Annotated in this window: 19 protein-coding genes; 7 read left to right on the plus strand and 12 right to left on the minus strand. The window is 56.9% G+C overall.

The genetic code is table 11. The features are described from left to right. Window positions 1-106: 106 nt before the first annotated feature. From recJ to ffh, 10 genes are all read right to left on the minus strand, one after another. Window positions 107-1,840: a single-stranded-DNA-specific exonuclease RecJ gene (gene recJ / locus ABNF92_RS05745; RefSeq protein ID WP_349343705.1), complete on the minus strand. Its 1,734-nt coding sequence runs from the start codon at window positions 1,838-1,840 to the stop codon at window positions 107-109. 6 nt (window positions 1,841-1,846) lie between these two features. Continuing rightward, window positions 1,847-3,247, minus strand: coding sequence for a threonine synthase (gene thrC / locus ABNF92_RS05750; protein ID WP_069184103.1), 1,401 nt, complete (start codon window positions 3,245-3,247; stop codon window positions 1,847-1,849). A gap of 11 nt (window positions 3,248-3,258) precedes the next feature. Further along, window positions 3,259-4,560 carry a homoserine dehydrogenase gene (locus tag ABNF92_RS05755; protein ID WP_136629332.1) on the minus strand — a complete coding sequence of 434 codons (1,302 nt, stop codon included), beginning with the start codon at window positions 4,558-4,560 and terminating at the stop codon, window positions 3,259-3,261. Between the two features lie 145 nt (window positions 4,561-4,705). Beyond that, window positions 4,706-5,383: a DsbC family protein gene (locus ABNF92_RS05760; protein WP_228290138.1), complete on the minus strand. Its 678-nt coding sequence runs from the start codon at window positions 5,381-5,383 to the stop codon at window positions 4,706-4,708. Window positions 5,384-5,566: 183 nt separating this feature from the next. After that, the gene (xerD, locus tag ABNF92_RS05765) at window positions 5,567-6,469 is read right to left on the minus strand and encodes a site-specific tyrosine recombinase XerD (RefSeq protein WP_069184100.1); all 903 of its coding nucleotides are present in this window, start codon (window positions 6,467-6,469) and stop codon (window positions 5,567-5,569) included. Window positions 6,470-6,578: 109 nt separating this feature from the next. After that, window positions 6,579-6,935: a 50S ribosomal protein L19 gene (rplS, locus tag ABNF92_RS05770; RefSeq protein ID WP_048495327.1), complete on the minus strand. Its 357-nt coding sequence runs from the start codon at window positions 6,933-6,935 to the stop codon at window positions 6,579-6,581. Between the two features lie 37 nt (window positions 6,936-6,972). Then, window positions 6,973-7,719 carry a tRNA (guanosine(37)-N1)-methyltransferase TrmD gene (gene trmD / locus ABNF92_RS05775; RefSeq protein ID WP_069184099.1) on the minus strand — a complete coding sequence of 249 codons (747 nt, stop codon included), beginning with the start codon at window positions 7,717-7,719 and terminating at the stop codon, window positions 6,973-6,975. 3 nt (window positions 7,720-7,722) lie between these two features. Further along, a complete protein-coding gene (gene rimM / locus ABNF92_RS05780) occupies window positions 7,723-8,250 on the minus strand; it encodes a ribosome maturation factor RimM (RefSeq protein ID WP_349343706.1) in 528 nt (175 codons plus the stop codon). Between the two features lie 27 nt (window positions 8,251-8,277). Then, window positions 8,278-8,517 carry a 30S ribosomal protein S16 gene (gene rpsP / locus ABNF92_RS05785; protein WP_069184097.1) on the minus strand — a complete coding sequence of 80 codons (240 nt, stop codon included), beginning with the start codon at window positions 8,515-8,517 and terminating at the stop codon, window positions 8,278-8,280. A 163-nt stretch (window positions 8,518-8,680) separates the two neighbouring features. Then, window positions 8,681-10,072: a signal recognition particle protein gene (gene ffh, locus ABNF92_RS05790; RefSeq protein WP_349343707.1), complete on the minus strand. Its 1,392-nt coding sequence runs from the start codon at window positions 10,070-10,072 to the stop codon at window positions 8,681-8,683. 182 nt (window positions 10,073-10,254) lie between these two features. Here ffh and ccsA point away from each other — a divergent pair, with 182 nt between their 5' ends. The 5 genes from ccsA to ABNF92_RS05815 all read left to right on the plus strand — a co-directional run bounded on the left by ccsA (window position 10,255) and on the right by ABNF92_RS05815 (window position 16,372). After that, window positions 10,255-11,061 (plus strand): cytochrome c biogenesis protein CcsA, encoded by an 807-nt coding sequence (gene ccsA, locus ABNF92_RS05795; RefSeq protein WP_349343708.1) that lies wholly within the window; start codon window positions 10,255-10,257, stop codon window positions 11,059-11,061. A gap of 86 nt (window positions 11,062-11,147) precedes the next feature. Continuing rightward, a complete protein-coding gene (locus ABNF92_RS05800; protein WP_064227101.1) occupies window positions 11,148-12,434 on the plus strand; it encodes an HlyC/CorC family transporter in 1,287 nt (428 codons plus the stop codon). A gap of 158 nt (window positions 12,435-12,592) precedes the next feature. Next, on the plus strand, window positions 12,593-13,195 hold the full coding sequence (locus ABNF92_RS05805; RefSeq protein WP_209398750.1) for a Yip1 family protein: 603 nt from the start codon (window positions 12,593-12,595) through the stop codon (window positions 13,193-13,195). Window positions 13,196-13,391: 196 nt separating this feature from the next. After that, window positions 13,392-15,614 (plus strand): DUF1631 domain-containing protein, encoded by a 2,223-nt coding sequence (locus ABNF92_RS05810; protein WP_349343709.1) that lies wholly within the window; start codon window positions 13,392-13,394, stop codon window positions 15,612-15,614. A 5-nt stretch (window positions 15,615-15,619) separates the two neighbouring features. Beyond that, window positions 15,620-16,372 carry an energy transducer TonB gene (locus ABNF92_RS05815; protein WP_349343710.1) on the plus strand — a complete coding sequence of 251 codons (753 nt, stop codon included), beginning with the start codon at window positions 15,620-15,622 and terminating at the stop codon, window positions 16,370-16,372. A gap of 12 nt (window positions 16,373-16,384) precedes the next feature. Here ABNF92_RS05815 and grxD read toward each other — a convergent pair whose 3' ends face one another. Next, window positions 16,385-16,711, minus strand: a complete 327-nt coding sequence (gene grxD, locus ABNF92_RS05820; RefSeq protein ID WP_008176261.1) for a Grx4 family monothiol glutaredoxin — start codon at window positions 16,709-16,711, stop codon at window positions 16,385-16,387. A 238-nt stretch (window positions 16,712-16,949) separates the two neighbouring features. Between grxD and argF the strand changes: the two genes are divergently transcribed. Both argF and ABNF92_RS05830 read left to right on the plus strand, forming a co-directional pair. Continuing rightward, window positions 16,950-17,864, plus strand: coding sequence for an ornithine carbamoyltransferase (argF, locus tag ABNF92_RS05825; protein WP_349343711.1), 915 nt, complete (start codon window positions 16,950-16,952; stop codon window positions 17,862-17,864). A gap of 3 nt (window positions 17,865-17,867) precedes the next feature. Continuing rightward, entirely contained in the window at window positions 17,868-18,941 is a 1,074-nt protein-coding gene (locus tag ABNF92_RS05830) for an ABC transporter ATP-binding protein (RefSeq protein WP_136631310.1), read from the plus strand. Window positions 18,942-18,950: 9 nt separating this feature from the next. On the opposite strand, the gene glpK is transcribed toward ABNF92_RS05830, so the two are convergent. Continuing rightward, window positions 18,951-20,432, minus strand: coding sequence for a glycerol kinase GlpK (gene glpK, locus ABNF92_RS05835; RefSeq protein WP_136631311.1), 1,482 nt, complete (start codon window positions 20,430-20,432; stop codon window positions 18,951-18,953). Between the last annotated feature and the right edge of the window lie 51 nt (window positions 20,433-20,483).

The following is a 20,483-nucleotide window of genomic DNA, read 5'->3' on the forward strand; positions in this document are numbered from 1 at the left end:
CTCTTGAAAATGGAGAGTAAAAACAGAGGGCGGAGTTTACCGGAAATCAGTTCGTAAATCAGCCGTGGTTGACCGCTACTTCAGAGTAAGCGGGAGGCAGGCAGGATCAGGATAGCGGCTCGAGATAATCGACCAAAAGCTGAAGATTGGTCCGCCCCCGAAAGGTATTGGCATCCGGCTTATACACCACCCGGGCACCGGTTCGGGTGTAATCCGGCACTTCCGGCCCGGTATTGAAGGCAATGCCGTCAATGATCCCGCCGCCCTCAACCGGTTGCAGAACCAGCTTCAGATGGTTTTCACCGACGATTCTCTGGCTCACCACCCGAAACTCGCCGTCGAACAACGGCTCCGGGAAATGCTGCCCCCAGGGGCCGGCCCGCTTGAGCAGTGCGGCGGTGTCCAGGGATAGCTCTTCCAAGGCCAGGGGGCCATCGGTTGTGATGGCAGCCTCCAGGTCTTCGGCGGAGGCGCTGTCTCGCACGGCCCGATCGAAGGCTTCCGAGAAGGCATCCAGATCCGCTTTGGCCAGGGTCATGCCGGCGGCCATGGCGTGGCCGCCAAACTTCTTCAGCATACCGGGATGGCGGGAGTCGACCACGGCGAGCACATCACGGATATGCAGCCCGGGAATCGACCGGGCGGAGCCCTTGATATCCTCGCCATTGTCATCCGGCGCGAAGGCAATGGTGGGCCTGTGGGTCTGTTCTCGAATCCGTGCCGCGAGGATGCCGATGACACCCTGGTGCCAGTCGGGATCGAACAGGGCCAGGCCCCACGGCAGACCTTCAAGATCCAGGGACATGGAAGCAAGCAGATCCTGAGCCTGGGCTTTCATGTCCTTCTCGATGGTGCGGCGTTCCCTGTTGAAGGTATCCAGCTCCCGGGCCAGGCGCCTCGCTTCGTCCTGGCTGTCGGCGAGAAGGCAGGCAATGCCGATGCTCATATCATCCAGACGCCCGGCGGCATTCAATCGGGGGCCGACCACAAACCCAAGATCGGTTGAACTGATTGCAGTATGATCGCGGCCAGCGACTTCAAGGAGCGCAAGGATACCGGGCCGGGCCTCGCCCTGCCTTATCCGGCGCAAGCCCTGCTCTACGAAAATCCGGTTGTTATGATCCAGGGCTACGACATCGGCGACTGTACCCAGCGCCACCAGGTCCAGGAGGCTCCCCAGATTGGGTTCAGGATCCGGGAGTTGACTGCTTTCCCGAAGCCGCTTGCGCAGTGCCGTGAGCACGTAAAACATGACACCAACACCGGCGGCGTTCTTGCTCAGGAAGGGACAACCTGGCTGATTGGGATTTACGATGGCGTCGGCGTCCGGAAGCTCATCGCCGGCCAGATGGTGATCCGTCACCACGACTTTCACACCAAGTTCTTTGGCCGCTCTGACACCTTCAACGGCGGATATACCGTTATCAACGGTGACCATCAGGTCGGGAAGCTCACCCTCATCGCGCAGCCGCTCAATAATGCCTGGCGTCAGGCCATAGCCGTCGGCAAAACGGCTGGGCACCCGAAAATCAATGCTCTGCAAACCGAGCATTGAAAGGCCAAGCATGGCTACGGCGGTGCTAGTGGCGCCATCGGCATCGAAATCGCCAAGCACCAGAACCCGCTGTTGCTGCTGGATCGCTTCCGACAGCAGCTCAACTGCCCGGTCGATACCTCTCAGTGACAGGGGAGATGCAAGATGTCTGAGGGTGTAACTCAGCTGCTCATCAGAGGTTACGCCACGGGCGGCGTAGAGACGGCGAAGCAACGGAGGCAGGTTTTGCCCCCAGTCCGGGACTATCTCCGGCTGGGGGCGACGCAGGATCTTTTTTGGTGTCATACCCGATCAGGCGTTTTTCCAGTGCTTGGCAATAAACTCCTGAACCCCGGAGATGTCGTTATCCAGCACCGTGTAGCGCTCTTCCCGTTCGAACAGGTCAGCCATGTGAGCTGGCAGAGGCGGCTCCACAGTCAAGCCGGACTCGGCTACTGCATCCGGGAACTTGGCCGGGTGCGCAGTACCCAGGGTGATCATCGGTACCGCCGGATCTCGGCGGCAATTGCGCGCAGCGCGCACCCCGATGGCGGTGTGGGGATCCAGCAGATACTCGTTCTGCTCGTAGATCTCGCGGATGGTGTCACAGGTGGTCTTGTCGTCCACCGCGTCGCTGTCGAACAGCTTCCGGGCGTGTTTCCAGCGGTAATCTTCAATGCTGACCGGGCCTTTGGCTGCATTTTCCAGCAGGGTCTTCACAGCCAGCCCATCGCGACCATGCAGATCAAACAGCAGGCGCTCGAAGTTGCTGGACACCATGATATCCATGCTGGGTGACAACGTGTGCTCGAGCTGATGCTGCTCGTATTTGTTGCCGCTCATGAAGCGGTGCAGGATATCGTTGCGATTGGTGGCAATCACCAGCTGTGAGATCGGCAGCCCCATCTTCTTCGCCAGATAGCCGGCAAAGATGTCCCCGAAGTTTCCAGTTGGAACGGAGAACGCCATGCTGCGATCCGGCCCACCCAGGGCGAGGGACGCATGGAAGTAGTAAACAATCTGGGCCATGATCCGGGCCCAGTTGATGGAGTTCACGGCGGCCAGCTGGGTTTTTCCGCCCAGGAACGACTGGTTGCCGAAACTTTCTTTTACCATGCGCTGGCAGTCATCGAAGTTGCCACGCACCGCAATGTTGTGGATGTTGTCACCCTGAACGGTGGTCATCTGGCGGCGTTGGACTTCAGAGACGCGCTGGTGCGGATGCAGGATGAAAATATCCACATGCTCGCACCGGCGGCAACCTTCGATTGCAGCGGAGCCGGTGTCACCGGAAGTCGCCCCCATGATCACCACGTGCTGCTTGCGTTTTTCCAACACGTAGTCCAGCAGGCGGCCGAGCAGCTGCAGTGCAAAGTCCTTGAACGCCAGGGTCGGGCCGCGGAAAAGCTCCATCACCCACTCGTTGGTATCCAGCTGAACCAGCGGAGCGACTGCCTTATGGGCAAAGACCGAATAGGTCTCATCCAGCATCTTGCGGAAGTCGTCTGCCGGGATGGCGTCGTCCACGAACGGATGCATGACCTTGAAGGCCAGCTCACTGTATGGGAGCCCACGCCAGCTACGGATTTCCTCCAGACTGAAATGCGGCAGGGATTCGGGAACGTAAAGCCCGCCATCGGTGGCAAGGCCCGTCAGCAATACGTCTTCAAAACCCAGTGCGGGCGCTTCACCCCGCGTACTGATGTATCTCACGTTCGTACCTGTCAGTTGAAGTTTTCGGCGCGGATGCGGACAACCTGGCCATCGGTATCGGACAGGGCTTCCAGCTCTTCAATCGCACGGTTGATCTGCCGTTCCTGAACGGTGTGAGTCAGGATGATCACCGGAATCCGACCGTCTTTCAGTTCGGATTCCTTCTGCATGATCGACTCGATATTGATGCCGTGTTCACTCAGGATGGAGGCAATCTTGGCCAGCACACCCGGACGATCAAGAGCGGTAATTCGCAAGTAGTACGCCGACTGGATGTCTTCCATGGAGAGCACGTCCAGCTCTTCCATGGCCTCCGGTGAGAACCCAAGGTATGGCACCCGCAGGTTGCTTTCTGTTGCTACGGCACGGGCGACATCAACGATATCTGCGATAACCGCTGAGGCAGTGGCCTCATCACCGGCGCCAGGGCCGTAATACATGGTCTGGCCAACGGCATCGCCGTCTACCAGGACTGCATTCAGCACGCCGTCAACCTGGGCGATCAGGTGGCTCTGGGGCACCAGGGTCGGATGAACCCGAAGTTCAATACCATCATCCCGACGGCGGGCAATACCGAGGTGCTTGATGCGGTAACCCAATAACTCGGCATGGGCAATATCGTAAGGGGTAATCTTGGAGATCCCCTCGGTAAAGCCCTTCTCGAATTGCAGGGGCACACCGAAACCGGCGGATGCCAGAATGGTCAGTTTGTGGGCGGCGTCGATCCCCTCAACATCAAAGGTCGGATCCGCTTCCGCATAACCCAGGTCCTGGGCTTCCTTGAGAACCTCGGAAAATTCCCGACCGGCACGCATTTCCGTCAGAATGTAGTTACCGGTACCGTTGATAATGCCGGCAATCCAGTCAATGCGGTTCGCCGCCATGCCTTCACGTACGGCCTTGATGACCGGAATGCCACCGGCAACACCTGCCTCGTAGGCCACCACAACGCCAGCTTTCTCGGCCGCTTCAAAGATTTCATTGCCGTGGACGGCGATCAGGGCCTTGTTGGCAGTCACCACGTGCTTGCCATTGCGGATGGCCGCGAGTACCAGCTCCCGCGCGGCGTCATAGCCACCGATCAGCTCGACCACGATATCGACACCGGGATCGTTCACCACGTCATAAATGTCGGTGCTGAAAGGCACGTCCCCGAGGTCCATATCCTCGCGGGCCCGTCGACTGGCAATCCGGGTGATCCGGATATTGCACCCGGCCCGGCCGGCAATCAGCCTGGCGTTGCGGGTCAAGACATTAAAGGTACCGCCGCCGACGGTTCCCAATCCGCAGATTCCGACACTGACGTCTTTCAAACTCTCACCTCTGATCCCGAAGGGGTGCTGATGAATTATATTAGGCGGGCATAGTATACCGATTCAGGCCCCACTGAATAAGCCCCGAATCGGATCCAGAGAAAATACCCTGTGACGCAGCCCGGACAATGGATCCGGAAGGTTGTCAGAGCAAGCCCAGTCCTTCAGCCAATCGCTGCGCCGGAACATAGCCCCGCACCATGTTGCCGTCTTCCAGTACAATGGCAGGCGTACCGGTTACGCCAACTCGACCACCCAGCTCAAACTGCTCACGAACGGGGTTTTCACAGCTTGCATCGGCCACCTGTTGACCAGCCTTGGCCGCGTTCATGGCAGCCTGCTGATCATCAGCACACCAGACCGACTCGTACTTCCTGAAAGACGCAGTGTTGGGACCGGACCGGGGAAACCCATAGTAATTGACGGTAATGCCGTAATCGTTCAGCTGAGGCACCTCGTCATGCAGCTTCCTGCAGTATGGGCAGTCGATGTCGGTGAACACACTCACGACGGCTTTTTCGTTCTTGGCGGGGAAGCTGATGACTCCCTTATCACCAAAGTCCGCCATCATTTCGCGACGGGCCTCAGTGCGAGCTGCCTCGGTGACATTGGCAATGCCCTGCTCGGTGATCTTCAGAAGATCCCCCGTCATCAGATACTGGCCATCCTCGGTCGCGTATATCGTGTCGCCATTGTTGCTCTGAACCTCATAGAGCCCCTTTGCCTCGGACTCTTTCACCGACATCACCTGAAGGCCCGGGACGGCCTGGGTCAGGCGCTCGGAAATCCGGTCTTCGACTTCACCGGCACTGACATTCGCCATACCAAGTGAGCCGAAACTGAAGGTAAGCGCCACGACCGCATGTTTAATATTCATTCTGACAAACAACCTTTTTCAGAGATCAGTTAAAGAACCCGGGCAGTATTGGCACAGGCCGGGAATCAATTCAATGCGACAAGCTCATAAAAGGAAAGTTCACCTCCGGCAGGGCAACCAGTCGGCCTGTCACCCCCTGGGATGATGAGCCTGATGCAGCGACTGAAGCCGCTGACGAGCCACATGGGTATAGATCTGGGTCGTTGACAGGTCCGAGTGCCCAAGAAGCATCTGGACAACCCGCAGATCCGCGCCATGATTGAGCAGATGCGTGGCAAAGGCATGCCTGAGCGTGTGGGGGGACAGATGCTTGCGAATACCAACCCGCACGGCGTAATGCTTGATGCGGTGCCAGAATGTCTGGCGGGTCATCGCCGCCGCCCGATTGCCGGGAAACAGCGCATCACAGGAGCGGCCTTTCAGAAGCTCCGGGCGGGCACTCTTCATGTACTTTAGCAGCCAGTCCACCGCCTCCTCTCCCAGGGGCACAAGTCGCTCCTTGTCACCCTTGCCGGTGATCCGAATGACGCCCTGGCGCAGGTTTACCTGATCAACCCGCAACTCTGTCAGCTCGGAGACCCTCAGACCACAACCATAAAGTATCTCGAGCATGGCTTTGTCCCGAAGTTCGATGGCAATATTCGGGTCCGGTTCGGAAAGCAGTGCATCCACCTCTTCCTCGGTCAGAGAATCCGGAAGACGTCGGGGTAACCTCGGGCTGTCGATCCTGAGGGTCGGATCTTCAGCGATCAGCCCTTCGCGCAGCAGAAAGCGGTAAAAGCGCCGCAGCCCGGACAGCCGCCGGGCTGCTGTGGAGCTCTTGACTCCTTCGGCCAACCCCCGCGACATCCAGGCCAGAAGGTCGGTTCGGCGAACATCCGCCAGCGAGGGCTTACCGGGCTGGCTTTCCAGCCATTCCGCCAATCGCGACAAATCACTCCGGTAGGCCTGCCGCGTCTTTTCGCCAAGCCCGTCCTCCAGCCAGATGGCATCAACGAACCGCACAATCAGTGATTCATCTTCCGCTTTCATGGCAAGTTCCCAGACTTCGAACGGTCTATGGCAAGGATAGCGGAACCCCAGACACAAAAAAGGCAGCCCTTGGCTGCCTTTTTCTGCCTGCGATTCAGCGCCTTGCTGATCAGCCCAGCTTTTCCTTGATGCGAGCCGCCTTACCGGACAGGTCGCGCAGGTAGTAGAGCTTGGCCTGGCGAACATCGCCACGACGCTTCACGCTGATGCTGTCGATCAGCTTGGAGAAGCTCTGGAAGGTACGCTCAACACCAACACCGTAAGAGATCTTACGAACGGTGAAGGAGGAATTCATGCCGCGGTTACGCTTGCCGATGACAACACCCTCGAACGCCTGCAGACGCTCACGGTTACCCTCGGTTACGCGAACCTGAACGACCACGGTGTCGCCCGGCGCAAACGCAGGGATTTCCTTGGTCATCTGTTCTGCTTCAAGTTGACTGATGATGTTGTTCTTGCCGCTCATCGTAATGCTCCTGATACCCAATCTGTTAATGCCCTGATCATTCAGAGGCACCCGGTTCGTTCAAAATCTCTTCCAGCAGCTCACGCTCTTCGTCCGTAAACACCCGCCTTTCCAGCAGGTCGGGGCGTCGCTCCCGGGTTCGCCTCAGCGACTGTTTCAGCCGCCAACGCCGGATCTGATCATGGTGACCGCCCAATAAAACATCCGGCACCGCCTGACCTTCGTAAACTTCGGGCCGGGTGTAGTGCGGACAATCCAGCAAACCGTCGGCGAAAGAATCCTGCTCTGCCGACTGCGCATGACCCAGCGCTCCGGGGATGAGGCGTGTAACCGCATCAATGACAGCCATGGCTGCCAATTCGCCACCGGAAAGCACAAAATCACCCAGTGACACTTCCCGATCGACTTCCGTCGCTATCAGGCGCTCATCAACACCCTCGTACCGGCCCGCCACCAGAATCAGTTGCTGCTCAGCAGCCAGCGACTCGACAACAGACTGATCCAGAGTCTCGCCCTGGGGCGAGAGATAAACCACACAGGGTTTGCCGGGTGCTGCTTCCCGCGCCGCACGGATCGCGTCCCGGAGCGGCTGAATTTTCATCAGCATGCCAGGGCCGCCCCCATAGGGCCTGTCGTCTACCGTGCGATGCCGATCATGGGTGAATTCACGGGGATTCCAGCTTTGGAAGGTCAGAAGACCATCCCGGACTGCCCTTCCCGTGATCCCGTAATCCGTTACCGCACCGAACATTTCCGGGAACAGACTGACTGCGCCAATCCACACCCGTCAGAACTCCGGATCCCAGTCCACCACCATGCGCTTTGAATCCAGATCAACATTCTGGACAACTTCGCCCGGCAGATACGGAATCAGACGCTCACGTTGATCGATGGAACCTGCCGTAGCTTGTCCCACCAGAACATCGTTGGACCCGGTTTCCATGAGATGGTGCACTTTACCAAGGCACTCATCATCGACCGTATACACATCAAGGCCCTCCAACTGAAACCAGTAAAACTCGCCTTCAGGGAGTTCCGGCAACTCAGCTGTCGAGACCCTGACCTCGGCACCGCAGTATGTGCGAGCCAGATCACGGTCATTGATACCTTTAAGCCTGACGACGATCCCCTGCCCTTGGCGGCGACCCTCCTCAAGCTTGGCCGGAATACGTTTGCCATCCAGATCGAGCGTCCACTCGGGATAGTTCAGTATTCCTTCCCTGGGGTCAGTGTAAGAGAAGACTTTAAGCCACCCCTTGACCCCAAACACCGAGGTAATCCGGCCGATCACAGTTTCCTGCGAATTCTGTGTCATGCCATAAACCCCGGCGTCAGTGCTGTCTTACTCAGCAGCCTTCAACAGCTGTGCAACGCGCTCACTGGTCTGTGCGCCCTGACCGAGCCAGAATTCAACACGGTCACGATCAACACGCAGGCGCTCTTCCTGGCCGCGGGCGACCGGGTTAAAGAAGCCAACGCGCTCAATGAAACGACCGTCGCGGGACTTGCGGCTGTCGGTGACTGTCAGATGGTAGAACGGGCGCTTCTTGGAGCCACCACGAGCCAAACGGATTGTTACCATTTAACCAATATCCTGTTCTGTTGTACGAACTTTGTACGATTCACGCCTGCTGAAGACCAGCTGACGCGAAGACCCATACTCGAAAGGGGCGCTATTCTATGCTAAAAAAGCGCCAAAGAAAACAGCAAAACCGGTTGTTTCCCCGTTTTCCATGTAAGGCTTTTTACATACGGCCAAACGGAGGCATACCGCCGCCTCCACCGCCGCCCGGGGGCATCATGCCACCCATGCCGCGCATCATATTCGCCATACCGCCCTTCTTGCCAAACTTTTTCATCATCTTCTGCATTTGCTTATGCTGTTTAAGAAGACGATTCACATCCTGGATCTGGGTTCCGGACCCGGTGGCTATCCGACGCTTGCGGGAATTGTTGATCACATCCGGATAACGGCGCTCTTTAGGTGTCATCGAACAGATGATGGCTTCCATCTGCCCCATGGACTTGTCATTCACCTGTTGTTGCGCCATCTGAGCCATCTGCCCCATGCCCGGCAGCTTGTCGAGCAAACCACCGATGCCACCCATATTCTTCATCTGCTGCAGCTGATCGCGAAAATCCTCCAGGTCAAAACTCTTGCCCTTCTTGATTTTCTTGGTGAGCTTCTGGGCCTTTTTCTGGTCGAGCTTGCGCTCCGCCTCTTCGATCAGCGAAAGCACGTCCCCCATACCAAGGATCCGGGACGCGACACGATCCGGGTAGAACGGCTCAAGGGCGTCGGACTTTTCACCGACACCCAGGAACTTGATTGGCTTTCCGGTGATGTGGCGAACAGACAGGGCGGCGCCGCCACGGGCATCGCCATCGGTTTTGGTCAGCACCACACCCGTCAGCGGCAGAGCATCATTAAATGCCTTGGCGGTGTTGGCCGCATCCTGGCCGGTCATGGCGTCAACCACAAACAGGGTCTCAACCGGGTTGACTGCCTTATGCAACCGGCCGATTTCGCCCATCATCTGTTCATCGACATGCAGCCGACCGGCGGTATCAAGAATCACCACATCAATGTGCTTCTTCCTGGCCGCTGCGATGGCGCCCTCGGCAATATCCACGGGGTCCTGATCCGCACTGCTCGGGAAGAACTCTACACCAACATCGCCAGCAAGAGTTTCAAGCTGGCGGATCGCGGCAGGACGATATACGTCTGCACTGACCACAAGCACGGATTTTTTCTGTCGCTCCTTAAGGAAACGGGACAGCTTGGCGACGGTCGTGGTTTTACCTGCACCCTGGAGACCGGCCATCATGACCACCGCCGGCGGCTGGACATTCAGGTTGAGGGACTCGTTGCCCTCGCCCATTACTCGCTCCAGCTCCTGCTGGACAACTTTCACAAAGACCTGGCCTGGCGTCAGACTGCGCTGAACCTCCTGACCAATAGCACGCTTGCGGACGCCCTCGACAAAGTCCTTCACAACTGGCAGGGCGACGTCCGCCTCCAGCAGCGCCATCCGCACTTCCCGAAGGGTGTCCTTTATATTGTCATCAGTGAGGCGCGCCTGGCCGGAAATCTTGCGCAGACTGCCGGAAAGTCGGTCTTGGAGGTTCTCAAACATGTTGCTCTTCCGTACCTCGGATAAATTGAGTGCGTGAATCGGCAGAGCCGGCGACGACTCCTTGATTCCAGTTGCATAATCGCGACATTATAACCAGACTATCGCCCTGAAACGACCAGCCCGGTCAAATCGGCCGAAACCTGCGCCGATCCCCAGTCAGAACAGTGGTTAATAAGGAAGTCATGGGAACGCTGATTCTCGCGGTCACCTCTCTTTTTCTTTACAGCGTCGGTACCGCGCTGCAGGCCCTGCATTTCAGGGGCCGGGTCCAGAGCAATATCGCCATTACCACCCTGATCGGCGTTCTCGCACTTACCAGCCATGGACTTCTGATTGGTCAGACGGTCCACCACGACGGAGGTTTCGACTTCAGCTTTTTTAAAAGCTCGGTCCTGATTTCCTGGCTGATCGTGTTTCTGTTGCTTGGCCTCAACCTTAAAAAGCCAGTGCAGAGCCTGTTCCTGGGTGTCTACCCCCTGGCAGGCCTCACCATCATTCTTGCTCTTGTTACGCACGGTCCCTCGAGACTGGTGTCGGAACAAAGCTATGGCATGCTCTCCCACATCGCACTTTCTGTAACAGCCTACAGCCTCTTCACCCTGGCGGCCATCCAAGCAGTCCTTCTTTATTTCCAGAATCGCCAACTAAAGCACAACTACAACAGCCTGCTGGTTCGTAACCTGCCACCTTTGCAGACCATGGAGTCCCTGCTGTTTGAAATGGTCTGGGCAGGCGTTGTCATGCTGATCCTGGCAATAGTGACCGGCGCCCTCTTTATAGAAGATCTTTTTGCCCAGAACCTCGCTCACAAGACCCTGTTCTCGATTCTCTCCCTTCTGGTTTTCGTGGCGCTACTAGTCGGCCGTTACACAAAAGGCTGGCGCGGCATTACTGCGAGCCGATGGACACTCGCAGGCTGCGCACTGCTGATGCTGGCCTTTTACGGCAGCAAGTTTGTGCTGGAGCTGATCTTCCAGCGCGGCGGCTGACCACCTGGAGCCCCCGGTATTCTCTTGACACAACACTCGCCAAAACCCTATTTTCGCTACTTGTCAGCAATATAAGGACACCTCTTTTGAACGAAACATCGCTTACCGCGCTGTTTATCCTCCTGGTCGGACTGATCCTGCTCTCCGGTTTCTTCTCAAGCTCTGAAACCGGGATGATGTCCCTGAACCGATACCGCCTGAAACACATGGCCAAAACGGGCCACAAAGGTGCCAAGCGCGCCCAGGGTTTGCTGCAACGCACTGACCAGTTGATCGGCGTAATTCTGATTGGCAACAATTTCGTCAACATCTTTGCATCGTCGATCGCAACCGTTATTGCCATTCGCGTCTGGGGCGATGCCGGCATCGCCATCGCCACCATACTGCTGACAATCGTGATTCTGATCTTCGCGGAAGTCACCCCGAAAACCCTGGCGGCGCTGTTTCCCGAGAAAATCGCCTTTCCAGCCAGCTACATACTTGGGCCACTGCTCAAAATCCTCTATCCCATCGTCTGGGCCGTAAATCTGTTTACCGGCGGCATACTGAAACTTTTGGGGGTTTCCGCCGCCGACGCCGCCAACGACCACCTTAGCCGGGAAGAACTCCGAACCCTGGTGAACGAGGCCGGAGCCCTGATACCAGCCAAACATAAGGACATGCTTGTCAGCATTCTGGATCTGGAGAAAGTGACCGTAAATGACATCATGGTGCCGCGCAATGAGGTGGTCGGTATCGACCTGGAAGATGACACCGACACGATCCTGCGACAGTTGCGCAGCAGCCAACACACGCGGCTTCCGGTTTACAAGGGCGACATCAATAACATTCAGGGCATACTGCACCTGCGCAGCGCTTCGAAGCTGCTTCAGCAGGACGAGATCAACAAGGCCATGATCATGCAGCTTTGCCAGGAGCCCTATTTCATTCCGGAAAGCACGCCCCTGAACACCCAGTTGATCAACTTCCAGAAGGGTCGGCGCAGGTTTGGCGTTGTCGTAGACGAGTACGGCGACGTGCTGGGTCTGGCAACCCTTGAGGACATACTTGAAGAAATCGTCGGCGACTTCACGACGGACTACGCTGCCACCAGCCCGGACATTATCCCGCAGGACAACGGAACCTTTATTATCGATGGCACCTCTGCGGTGCGCACGATCAACAAGACACTGGGCTGGAAACTCCCCACGGACGGGCCGAAAACGCTCAATGGCCTGATCACAGAAACCCTTGAGAACATCCCCGACACCAACGTTTGCCTGAAAGTGGACGGCCACCGGGTGGAGGTTCTTCAAATCAAGGACAACGTCGTGAAAGCAGCCATTGTGCACCCGAAAAAACGCAAAAAGCGCTCACTGTCACTGAAACAGTAACCCCCTGAAACCTCCCTCCGGATGGCGCTATAGACTCTTCGGTTATAGCGCCCCACATTCTAGAAAGATCAAAATTTAACCGCCAGCTTGACCCCCGTTGTTCCCCCACCAACACTGAAGGAGCGTGCGAAACAAAAACAATCACAAGGAATACGTCCATGAGTCTGACACACACGTTTGGCCTGCTCGCCCATCCTGACCAGGAGTGGGAAGCGATCCGCAATGAATCCGAGTCCGTCACAAAGCTATACGCCGGTCATATTCTGTTATTAGCACTGATTCCAGCGGTTGCCGGTTTCATAGGAACAACCCAGGTAGGCTGGCAGATTGGTGACGGCCAGATTACGAAGTTGTCGGTGACGAGTGCGCTACAGCTATCGATGCTTTTTTATGGGGCCATGCTTGCCGGCATCTTTGTGCTGGGCAAATTCATTGATTTCTTTGCAGCCACTTATGACGCATCGGAGCGAACGCCCAGAGGCGTGACCCTGGCCGCCTACACAGCGACCCCCATTTTCCTGATCGGAGTCATTGCCGCTTATCCGAACATCTGGGTGAACATGCTGGCAGGCTTGGTAGCTGTTGCCTACGCAGTCTACCTGCTTTACGAAGGCTTACCTATCCTGATGAAAATACCCGCGGAAAAGGGCTTCATGTTTGCCTCATCAGTCCTGACTGTGGGTCTGGTAATGTTTGTCGCTCTGCTTGCCATCAGCGTCGTCATCTGGAGCATGGGTATCGGCCCGGTCTATGTGAGTTGAACGCAAACTCATTGGCAAGTCAGTAAGCTGCATGAGGGTGCCTTTCCGGCACCCCATGTTTTTTTTGAATTTGCTCTCACGTTAGCGTTTGGTCATGTTAACTTTGGATAAAATGCGGTAAATTTAACCAATAACGAGAATTCAAGGATTACCCGCTCGGTCATGTATCCGGTTGAGGCGTAAACAGGAGTCTGCCATGAACAAGCAGTCCGGCATACATTACCTCCGCGAGCACAGGGAAGCCGGAAGTAACAGACCGGTTCCTGCGGAGGTCACCCGCATCCGGGACACCGTTGTCGCCGGACTCGGTGATTTGCTGCAGGGCGCCTTCGACGCCGTCGACGATTCGCTGTTCGAGTTGGCCAACAATGCCCGCAGCAATAATGAACAAAACCGGTATTTCGAAGCGATGCGTGAAATACGCATCAAACGGAAGGGTGTAGAGCGGCACTTTCAGAACACGGTAGCCCAGTACTTCGCCAATCCCCCTCATACCGGCCCGCTTCAAGAGGAAAACCTGAGCAAGCAGGCCAACGCAGATACTCTCTCCCTGGTTGGCAATGACGACCTGGAAGAGCAGGTTGCGCTCAACGCCATGATCACCAAGGCGAAAGCGCACTTTCAGGGCCCCTTGCTTCAACTCCAGACCCGCTTCAGCCAGGTGTACCCGGAAGCCACCGACGAATCACCGGTGAATCCCATGGCACCTGAACATCTTTGCAGCGCCTTTACTGAGGCCATACAGGCTCTGGAAATCCAGATTCGCGAACGCCTGATTCTGCTGAAGCAGTTTGACCGCTACGTGGTCTCCAACCTGGGTATGCTTCTGGACGAAGCCAATCGCATACTGATTCAGGCCGGCATCATTCCGAATTTCAGGTATCACGGAAAAGCCGGTAAGCAGCACGAGGCCGCCCGATCTGAGGCTGCCAGCAGCGATAAGGAGGAAGGACCATCCCCTGATGCCAGCGCAACGCAGAGGGCTGCGGAAACAGGCAGTGGTGCTGTTTTTGAGCAGATCAGGCAGATGCTGGCGCGTCAGCGCGCCAATGCAGGCATACCGCCCCGAGCCTCGGATCCAAATTTCCGGGTTATTGGCGACGCGGAGCTGGCAAGCCTTCTCAATTCGTTACCGCTCTCTGGTGCCCGGCAGGACCAGAACAACCTGAGTGCGGGCGAACCGGTCAGCGTTGATCTTCATCAACTGGTACAACAACTACTTTCCCAGTCCGATACCGGAGACGGCCGAAAACCGGCGCTGAACGAGGTTGATGAAGATCTCATCAACCTCGTTTCCATGTTGTTCGAGTTTATTCTTGACGACTACAACCTCTCGGCTCCGGTTCAGGTATTGATAAGCCGGCTTCAGATTCCGATCCTGAAAGTGGTCATCAGGGACAAGAGCTTCTTCAGCCAGGCTACACACCCAGCCAGACGACTTCTAAATTCCCTGGCAAGAGCAGGCATTGGCTGGAGTAGCAGCGACGAAAAAGCCAAGGACAAACTCTACGGACAGATTCACAACATTGTGCAAAGGATTCTCAACGAATTTGACGGTGACGTTACCTTATTCGAAACCCTCAACCAGGAATTCGAACAGTTTCTCGAACGGGAGAACCGCAAGGCGTCCCTGGTGGAGCAGAGAACCCGAGAGTCAGAGCGGGGCCGAATCAAATCCCAGACCGCTCAACAGACCGTCGACAACCTGTTAAAGCAAAAAGTCTCGCGGTACAAGCTTCCCGAATCGATCCACGACATTCTGATGAATGGCTGGAGTCGTGTGATGTTTCTCGCCTATCTCCGTGACGATGTGGAGCACCGATGGAACGCGACCGTCAAGGTTGTCGACGATCTTATCTGGTGCCTCCACCCTCACCAGGAAGATGACGAAAGAGACCAGTGGGTGCGCGTTGTTCCAGGCCTGCTGAAGTCACTACGATCAGGGTTGGAGGAAGTGTCCTATAACTCATCCAGGCTGGATGAGATGATGGGCCAACTCAAACACCAGCTGGCCGAAGCATTCCGCACAAACGCTGCAATCGAAGCGCTTCAGGATTCGCCTGAGGAGCCAGAGGAAGAAATTGCCACCGTTCACCAGACAGCGGTTGAACGCCAGCAGGAGCTGGAAGACGCTGCGATCGCCGAATATGTTGCTCAGATTGACGGCATTGAAATCGGCAACTGGGTGGAGTTCCGTCTCGTGAATGGCGCCAATTTCCGGTGCAAGCTATCCGCCATCATTGACGAAGCAGACTGCTTTGTCTTTGTGAACCGGATGGGGCTGAAGGTTATTGAGAAAACCCGAATTGAACTGGCTCATGAAATGCGGCGCGGCCGGCTGACCCTGCTTGAGCAGGGGGCGCTGATTGACCGGGCCCTTGATGCGGTCGTCGGCACCCTGCGGAGCAAGACTGCCTGACGCCAATGCCTGAAAAAAGCAGTCCACATGTCCTGCCGGCTCCTTACCGTCTGGGGTTGGCAGTATCTCTGGCACTATTCCTCCACACATTGCTGCTGTCAGGTATCCCGGCCCCCGTGGAAGAACAGGCGGTCACCCATAAGGACAGTGTCCGTTTCGAGCTGGTACCTCGGGGCGCTCGTGAAACCACAGCGAATACGCCTGAGAACTCCAGCCCGAGCCCGACCACATCAAGGATTCCACCTTTCGAGATTGATCCTCCGCGCCCCGAATCCGCTCCGAAGCCGGAGATTGTCACTACAAATCAACCGCAAACCACAACACCGAGTGAGCAGACTAATACCCGTTCTCCCGAAAGCCCGGCGGCCGAAAAAAGCATCAGCGCCAATGCCGGTGCAGAGCCAGAGCCGACTCCGGAAAATCCAGACGAGAAGGTAACACGGATCACTGAGTCGCCGGCCGAACTGGACCCTTACGTGGTCAAGTTGGCCATCCACCTGGCACGGGAGCTGGAAAAACTGAGATTACCGGCTTTAAGGGATTTGACCGAGACAGTGGCCATGGAAGTGGAACTGCAACTGCTGGCAAATGGTGCCCTGACCCGGGCAAAGGTGCTGAGTTCTACAGGTATCAGGACTATCGACGAAGCTGGATATCGGGCGGCTCTGGCAGCGAGCCCCTACCCCCAGCCACCGAAAGATGGCGAAAACCGAAACCGCTTCGAGGTCGAACTGTTATTTACCCCGAAACGGCTCTGATCAGCAACGATATCAGGCTTCTGCCTGCTTCGCGGCCTCTTTTACAAGCTTGGCCAGTTCACCGCTCTCGGACATTTCCAGAACGATGTCACAACCACCAACCAGCTCACCGTTGATATAGAGCTGGGGATAGGTCGGCCAGCTGGAGTAAACCTTGAGGGCCTCACGAAGCTCCTGGTTATCCAGGATATTCACAAAAGCAAAGCGCTCGCCGCAAGCCATCACTGCCTGTACCGTCTTGGCAGAGAATCCACACTGTGGCGCCTGAGGGCTACCCTTCATGTAAAGGATGATCGGATTCTCTTCGAGCTGGCTTTTGATAGTTTCATTGATATCCATGAACATTTACCTCTGTTGGAACAGTCTTGCCACACGGCTATTTTCCTGGAGATATTGTACACGGGTGCCGAACCCCTCACCAAACACCTTGATTTGACCTCGCGCAACGCCTGCAGTTCCAGCCCTGTTACAGCGTTGTCATACCTGCTTCGAAGGGCTAGACTTGATGCCCCATTTTTTCAGCCAACGTTCAGGCAATCCCGCCAGCTGCGGGGTTCGTTGAGATAAGGGCCATCCCATGGCGGCAAGACATTTTCTGACATTGAATGACATGACAACCACCGAGCTGGAAAGCCTGGTTGATCATGCCTCGGCATTGCGCAACGAGTGGCGGCAAGGCAAGGTTCGGGACTCCCTGAAAAACCGGGTGCTGGCGATGATCTTCGAGAAATCGTCTACCCGAACCAGAGTGTCCTTTGAAGCCGGCATGGCCCAGCTTGGTGGCTCCGCAATGTTCCTGTCGCCCAGGGATACGCAGCTTGGCCGCGGTGAACCTATTGAAGACTCCGCTATCGTTATATCCAGCATGGTGGATGCGGTGATGATCCGCACCTTTGCCCATGAAACCGTGGAGCGGTTCGCAGCAGCATCCCGGGTCCCGGTAATTAATGCCCTGACCGACGATTTCCACCCCTGCCAGCTGCTGGCTGACATGCAGACTTATCGTGAGCACCGTGGCAGCATCCGTGGTGCCACGGTGGCCTGGATCGGCGACGGAAATAACATGTGCCACTCATACATCAACGCTGCCGCCCAGTTTGATTTCAACCTGAACATTGCCTGCCCCGAAGGTTACGAACCGGCCGAGGCACTGCTAAAGGACCACGGAGACCGGGTCAAGGTCGTTCGGGATCCCGCAGAGGCAGCCCGCAACGCCCAGCTTCTGGTAACCGATGTCTGGGCCTCCATGGGCCAGGAAGACGAGCAGAAGGCTCGCGAAAAAGCATTCAGTGGCTATCAGATCAACCCGGAACTGCTTGCTCTGGCCGATAAGGATGCGCTCTTCATGCATTGTCTGCCTGCCCATCGTGGCGAGGAAATCTCCGCCGATATGATGGAACACCCCGCGTCCATGGTCTGGGACGAGGCCGAAAACCGTCTGCATGCACAGAAAGCCCTGCTTGAATTTCTCATCCTGAATCGTCTGGACTAATTCATGAGCATAACCGCGCAATCTCCGGCAGACTGGCTGCTTGAGGTCAATAACCTGTCCTGTGGTTACGGCGGGGATTCCGTGGTCAAGGACGTCAGCTTTGCCCTGAGTCATGGCGACATCGGCTGCCTTCTCGGCCCCAGCGGCTGCGGCAAAAGCACCATACTGCGCGCCCTCGCTGGTTTTCTCCCGCTCAGCGGTGGCGAAATCTGCCTGCAATCACAGACCATCAGCCTGCCTGGGCGCACGTTACCGCCGGAAAAACGGCGAATCGGCATGGTGTTTCAGGATTACGCGCTGTTTCCACACCTGACCATTGCTGACAACGTGGGGTTTGGCCTGCGCAACCTGAAAAAGGCAGAAAAGCGCCAAAAGGTCATGGAGCTGCTTAATGTTGTGCACCTGCAGGACCTGGCCGACAACTACCCCCACGAACTATCCGGCGGCCAACAGCAACGGGTTGCTCTGGCACGCGCCCTGGCACCCGAACCGACCCTGATCCTGCTGGATGAGCCTTTTTCCAACCTGGACGCGGATCTGCGCCGGCGCCTGAGCCTGGATGTACGGGAAATTCTCAAGACTCTGGGCATCAGTGCCATCTTGGTCACCCACGACCAGCAGGAAGCCTTCGCGATGTGCGATCAGGTCGCGGTGTTGCGGAACGGCAGGATCCAGCAGTGGGATGTCCCCTACAACCTCTACCATGAACCGGCGAATCGTTTCGTGGCCAGTTTCGTCGGCCAGGGCGGCTTTATCCCGGGCACCGCCCTCGGGCCGGACACTATCGAATCCGAACTGGGCGTGATCCATGGTAACCGGGCCTACCGATGGGAGCCCGGCACCCTGGTGGACGTGCTGATCCGCCCTGATGACATTGTCCACGACCCTGATTCGGATCTGCAGCCAAAGGTCGTTGAAAAAACCTTTGCCGGCACTTCAACCCTGTACCGTTTCCGGTGCTCCGAAGACACGGAATTCGAGGCCCTGTTCCGCAGCCACCTGGATTTCAATCTGGGCGAGCATGTTCCGGTGCGAGTCGAGGCTGATCACCTGATCGCCTTCGAACGCACCTCCTGAGGCCACCAACTAGTTGTTGCAGACCCGCTCAACGGCATCCAGCCAGCCAGCATAAAGCGATTCTCTCAGAGCCGGGCGCATTTCGGGGTGGAACTGCCGCTCGCATTCCCACAGCCCGGAAATCTGTTCAAGACTATCGAAAACACCGGTCTGCAGCCCCGCAAGGTAGGCCGCGCCAAGAGCGGTCGTTTCTGTTACCCGGGGCCGATCAACGGTGACATTCAGTATGTCGGCCAGAAACTGCATCACCCAGTCGTTCACCACCATACCGCCATCCACGCGCAGCGATTCAAGTCGGGCACCATCGTTCTGAATCGCACGCACCAGATCCTTCGTCTGATAACAGACCGACTGAAGGCCTGCGGTAACAATCTCGCCAATTCCAGTATCCCGGGTCAGGCCCATAATGGCGCCGCGTGCGTGCGGGTCCCAATGAGGTGCCCCCAGACCGGTAAACGCCGGGACCAGGTACACCGGATTGTCGACTCCGACTGCCTCCGCGTGGGCCGAGGATTCATTGGCGTGAGAGATCAACTTGAGCCCGTCCCGCAGCCATTGCATGGCAGCACCGGCGACAAAAATGCTGCCCTCCACCGCGTAACAGGGCTTGCCGTTCAGGCGATAGGCCATGGTCGTCAGCAGCCGGTTCTCGGACCGAACGGCGTCATCGCCGGTGTTGAGCATAAGGAAGCAACCGGTACCATAGGTGCTTTTGGCCATGCCAGGACTAAAGCACGCCTGCCCTACCAGGGCCGCGTGCTGATCTCCAGCAATACCGGCAATCATCACCGGAGCACCTAACCACCGCGTTTCAGCAGTGCCATAATCTGCTGAGCTGTCCAAAACCTCTGGCAAAAGGGGGCGGGGCACACGGAAAAGGGTCAGAAGGTCGTCATCCCAGTCTTGCTCGTGAATATTGAAGAGGGCGGTTCTGGACGCATTGGTGGCATCGGTACAGTGGGATTTGCCATCGGTCAGGTTCCAGAGCAGCCAGCTGTCGACGGTCCCGAAAGCCAGGTCACCGGATTCAGCCCGACGCCGCGCGCCTTCCACGTTATCCAGGATCCAGGCTATCTTGGTGGCCGAGAAGTAAGGATCAATCAACAGCCCGGTACGGTCGACAACCATGTCCTCATGGCCGTCAGATTTCAGCTTGGTGCACCAGGACGCCGTTCGTCGATCCTGCCACACAATGGCGTGGTAGATCGGCTCGCCAGTTGCCCTGTCCCAGATTACCGTTGTTTCTCGCTGGTTGGTGATGCCAATGCCCGCCAGTTCTGAGGCTTCGATGCCTGCTTTTTCGAGTGCTCCACGACACACCGCCAGGGTGCTGTCCCAGATCTCTCGAGCATCGTGTTCTACCCAGCCGTCTCTGGGGAAATACTGGTGAAATTCCTGCTGATCGCTGGCAACGCTGTTTCCCGTTTGGTCGAAGACAATGGCTCGGGAACTGGTTGTCCCCTGATCGATGGCAAGCAGATAACGGGTCATGAATGGCCTCCTGTTGTTTTCGAGGATTCTAACAGCAGAGCAGCCGGTAAA

The sequence above is a fragment of the Marinobacter sp. MMG032 genome, assembly GCF_040112695.1.
GTDB classification, from domain to species: Bacteria; Pseudomonadota; Gammaproteobacteria; order Pseudomonadales; family Oleiphilaceae; genus Marinobacter; species Marinobacter salsuginis.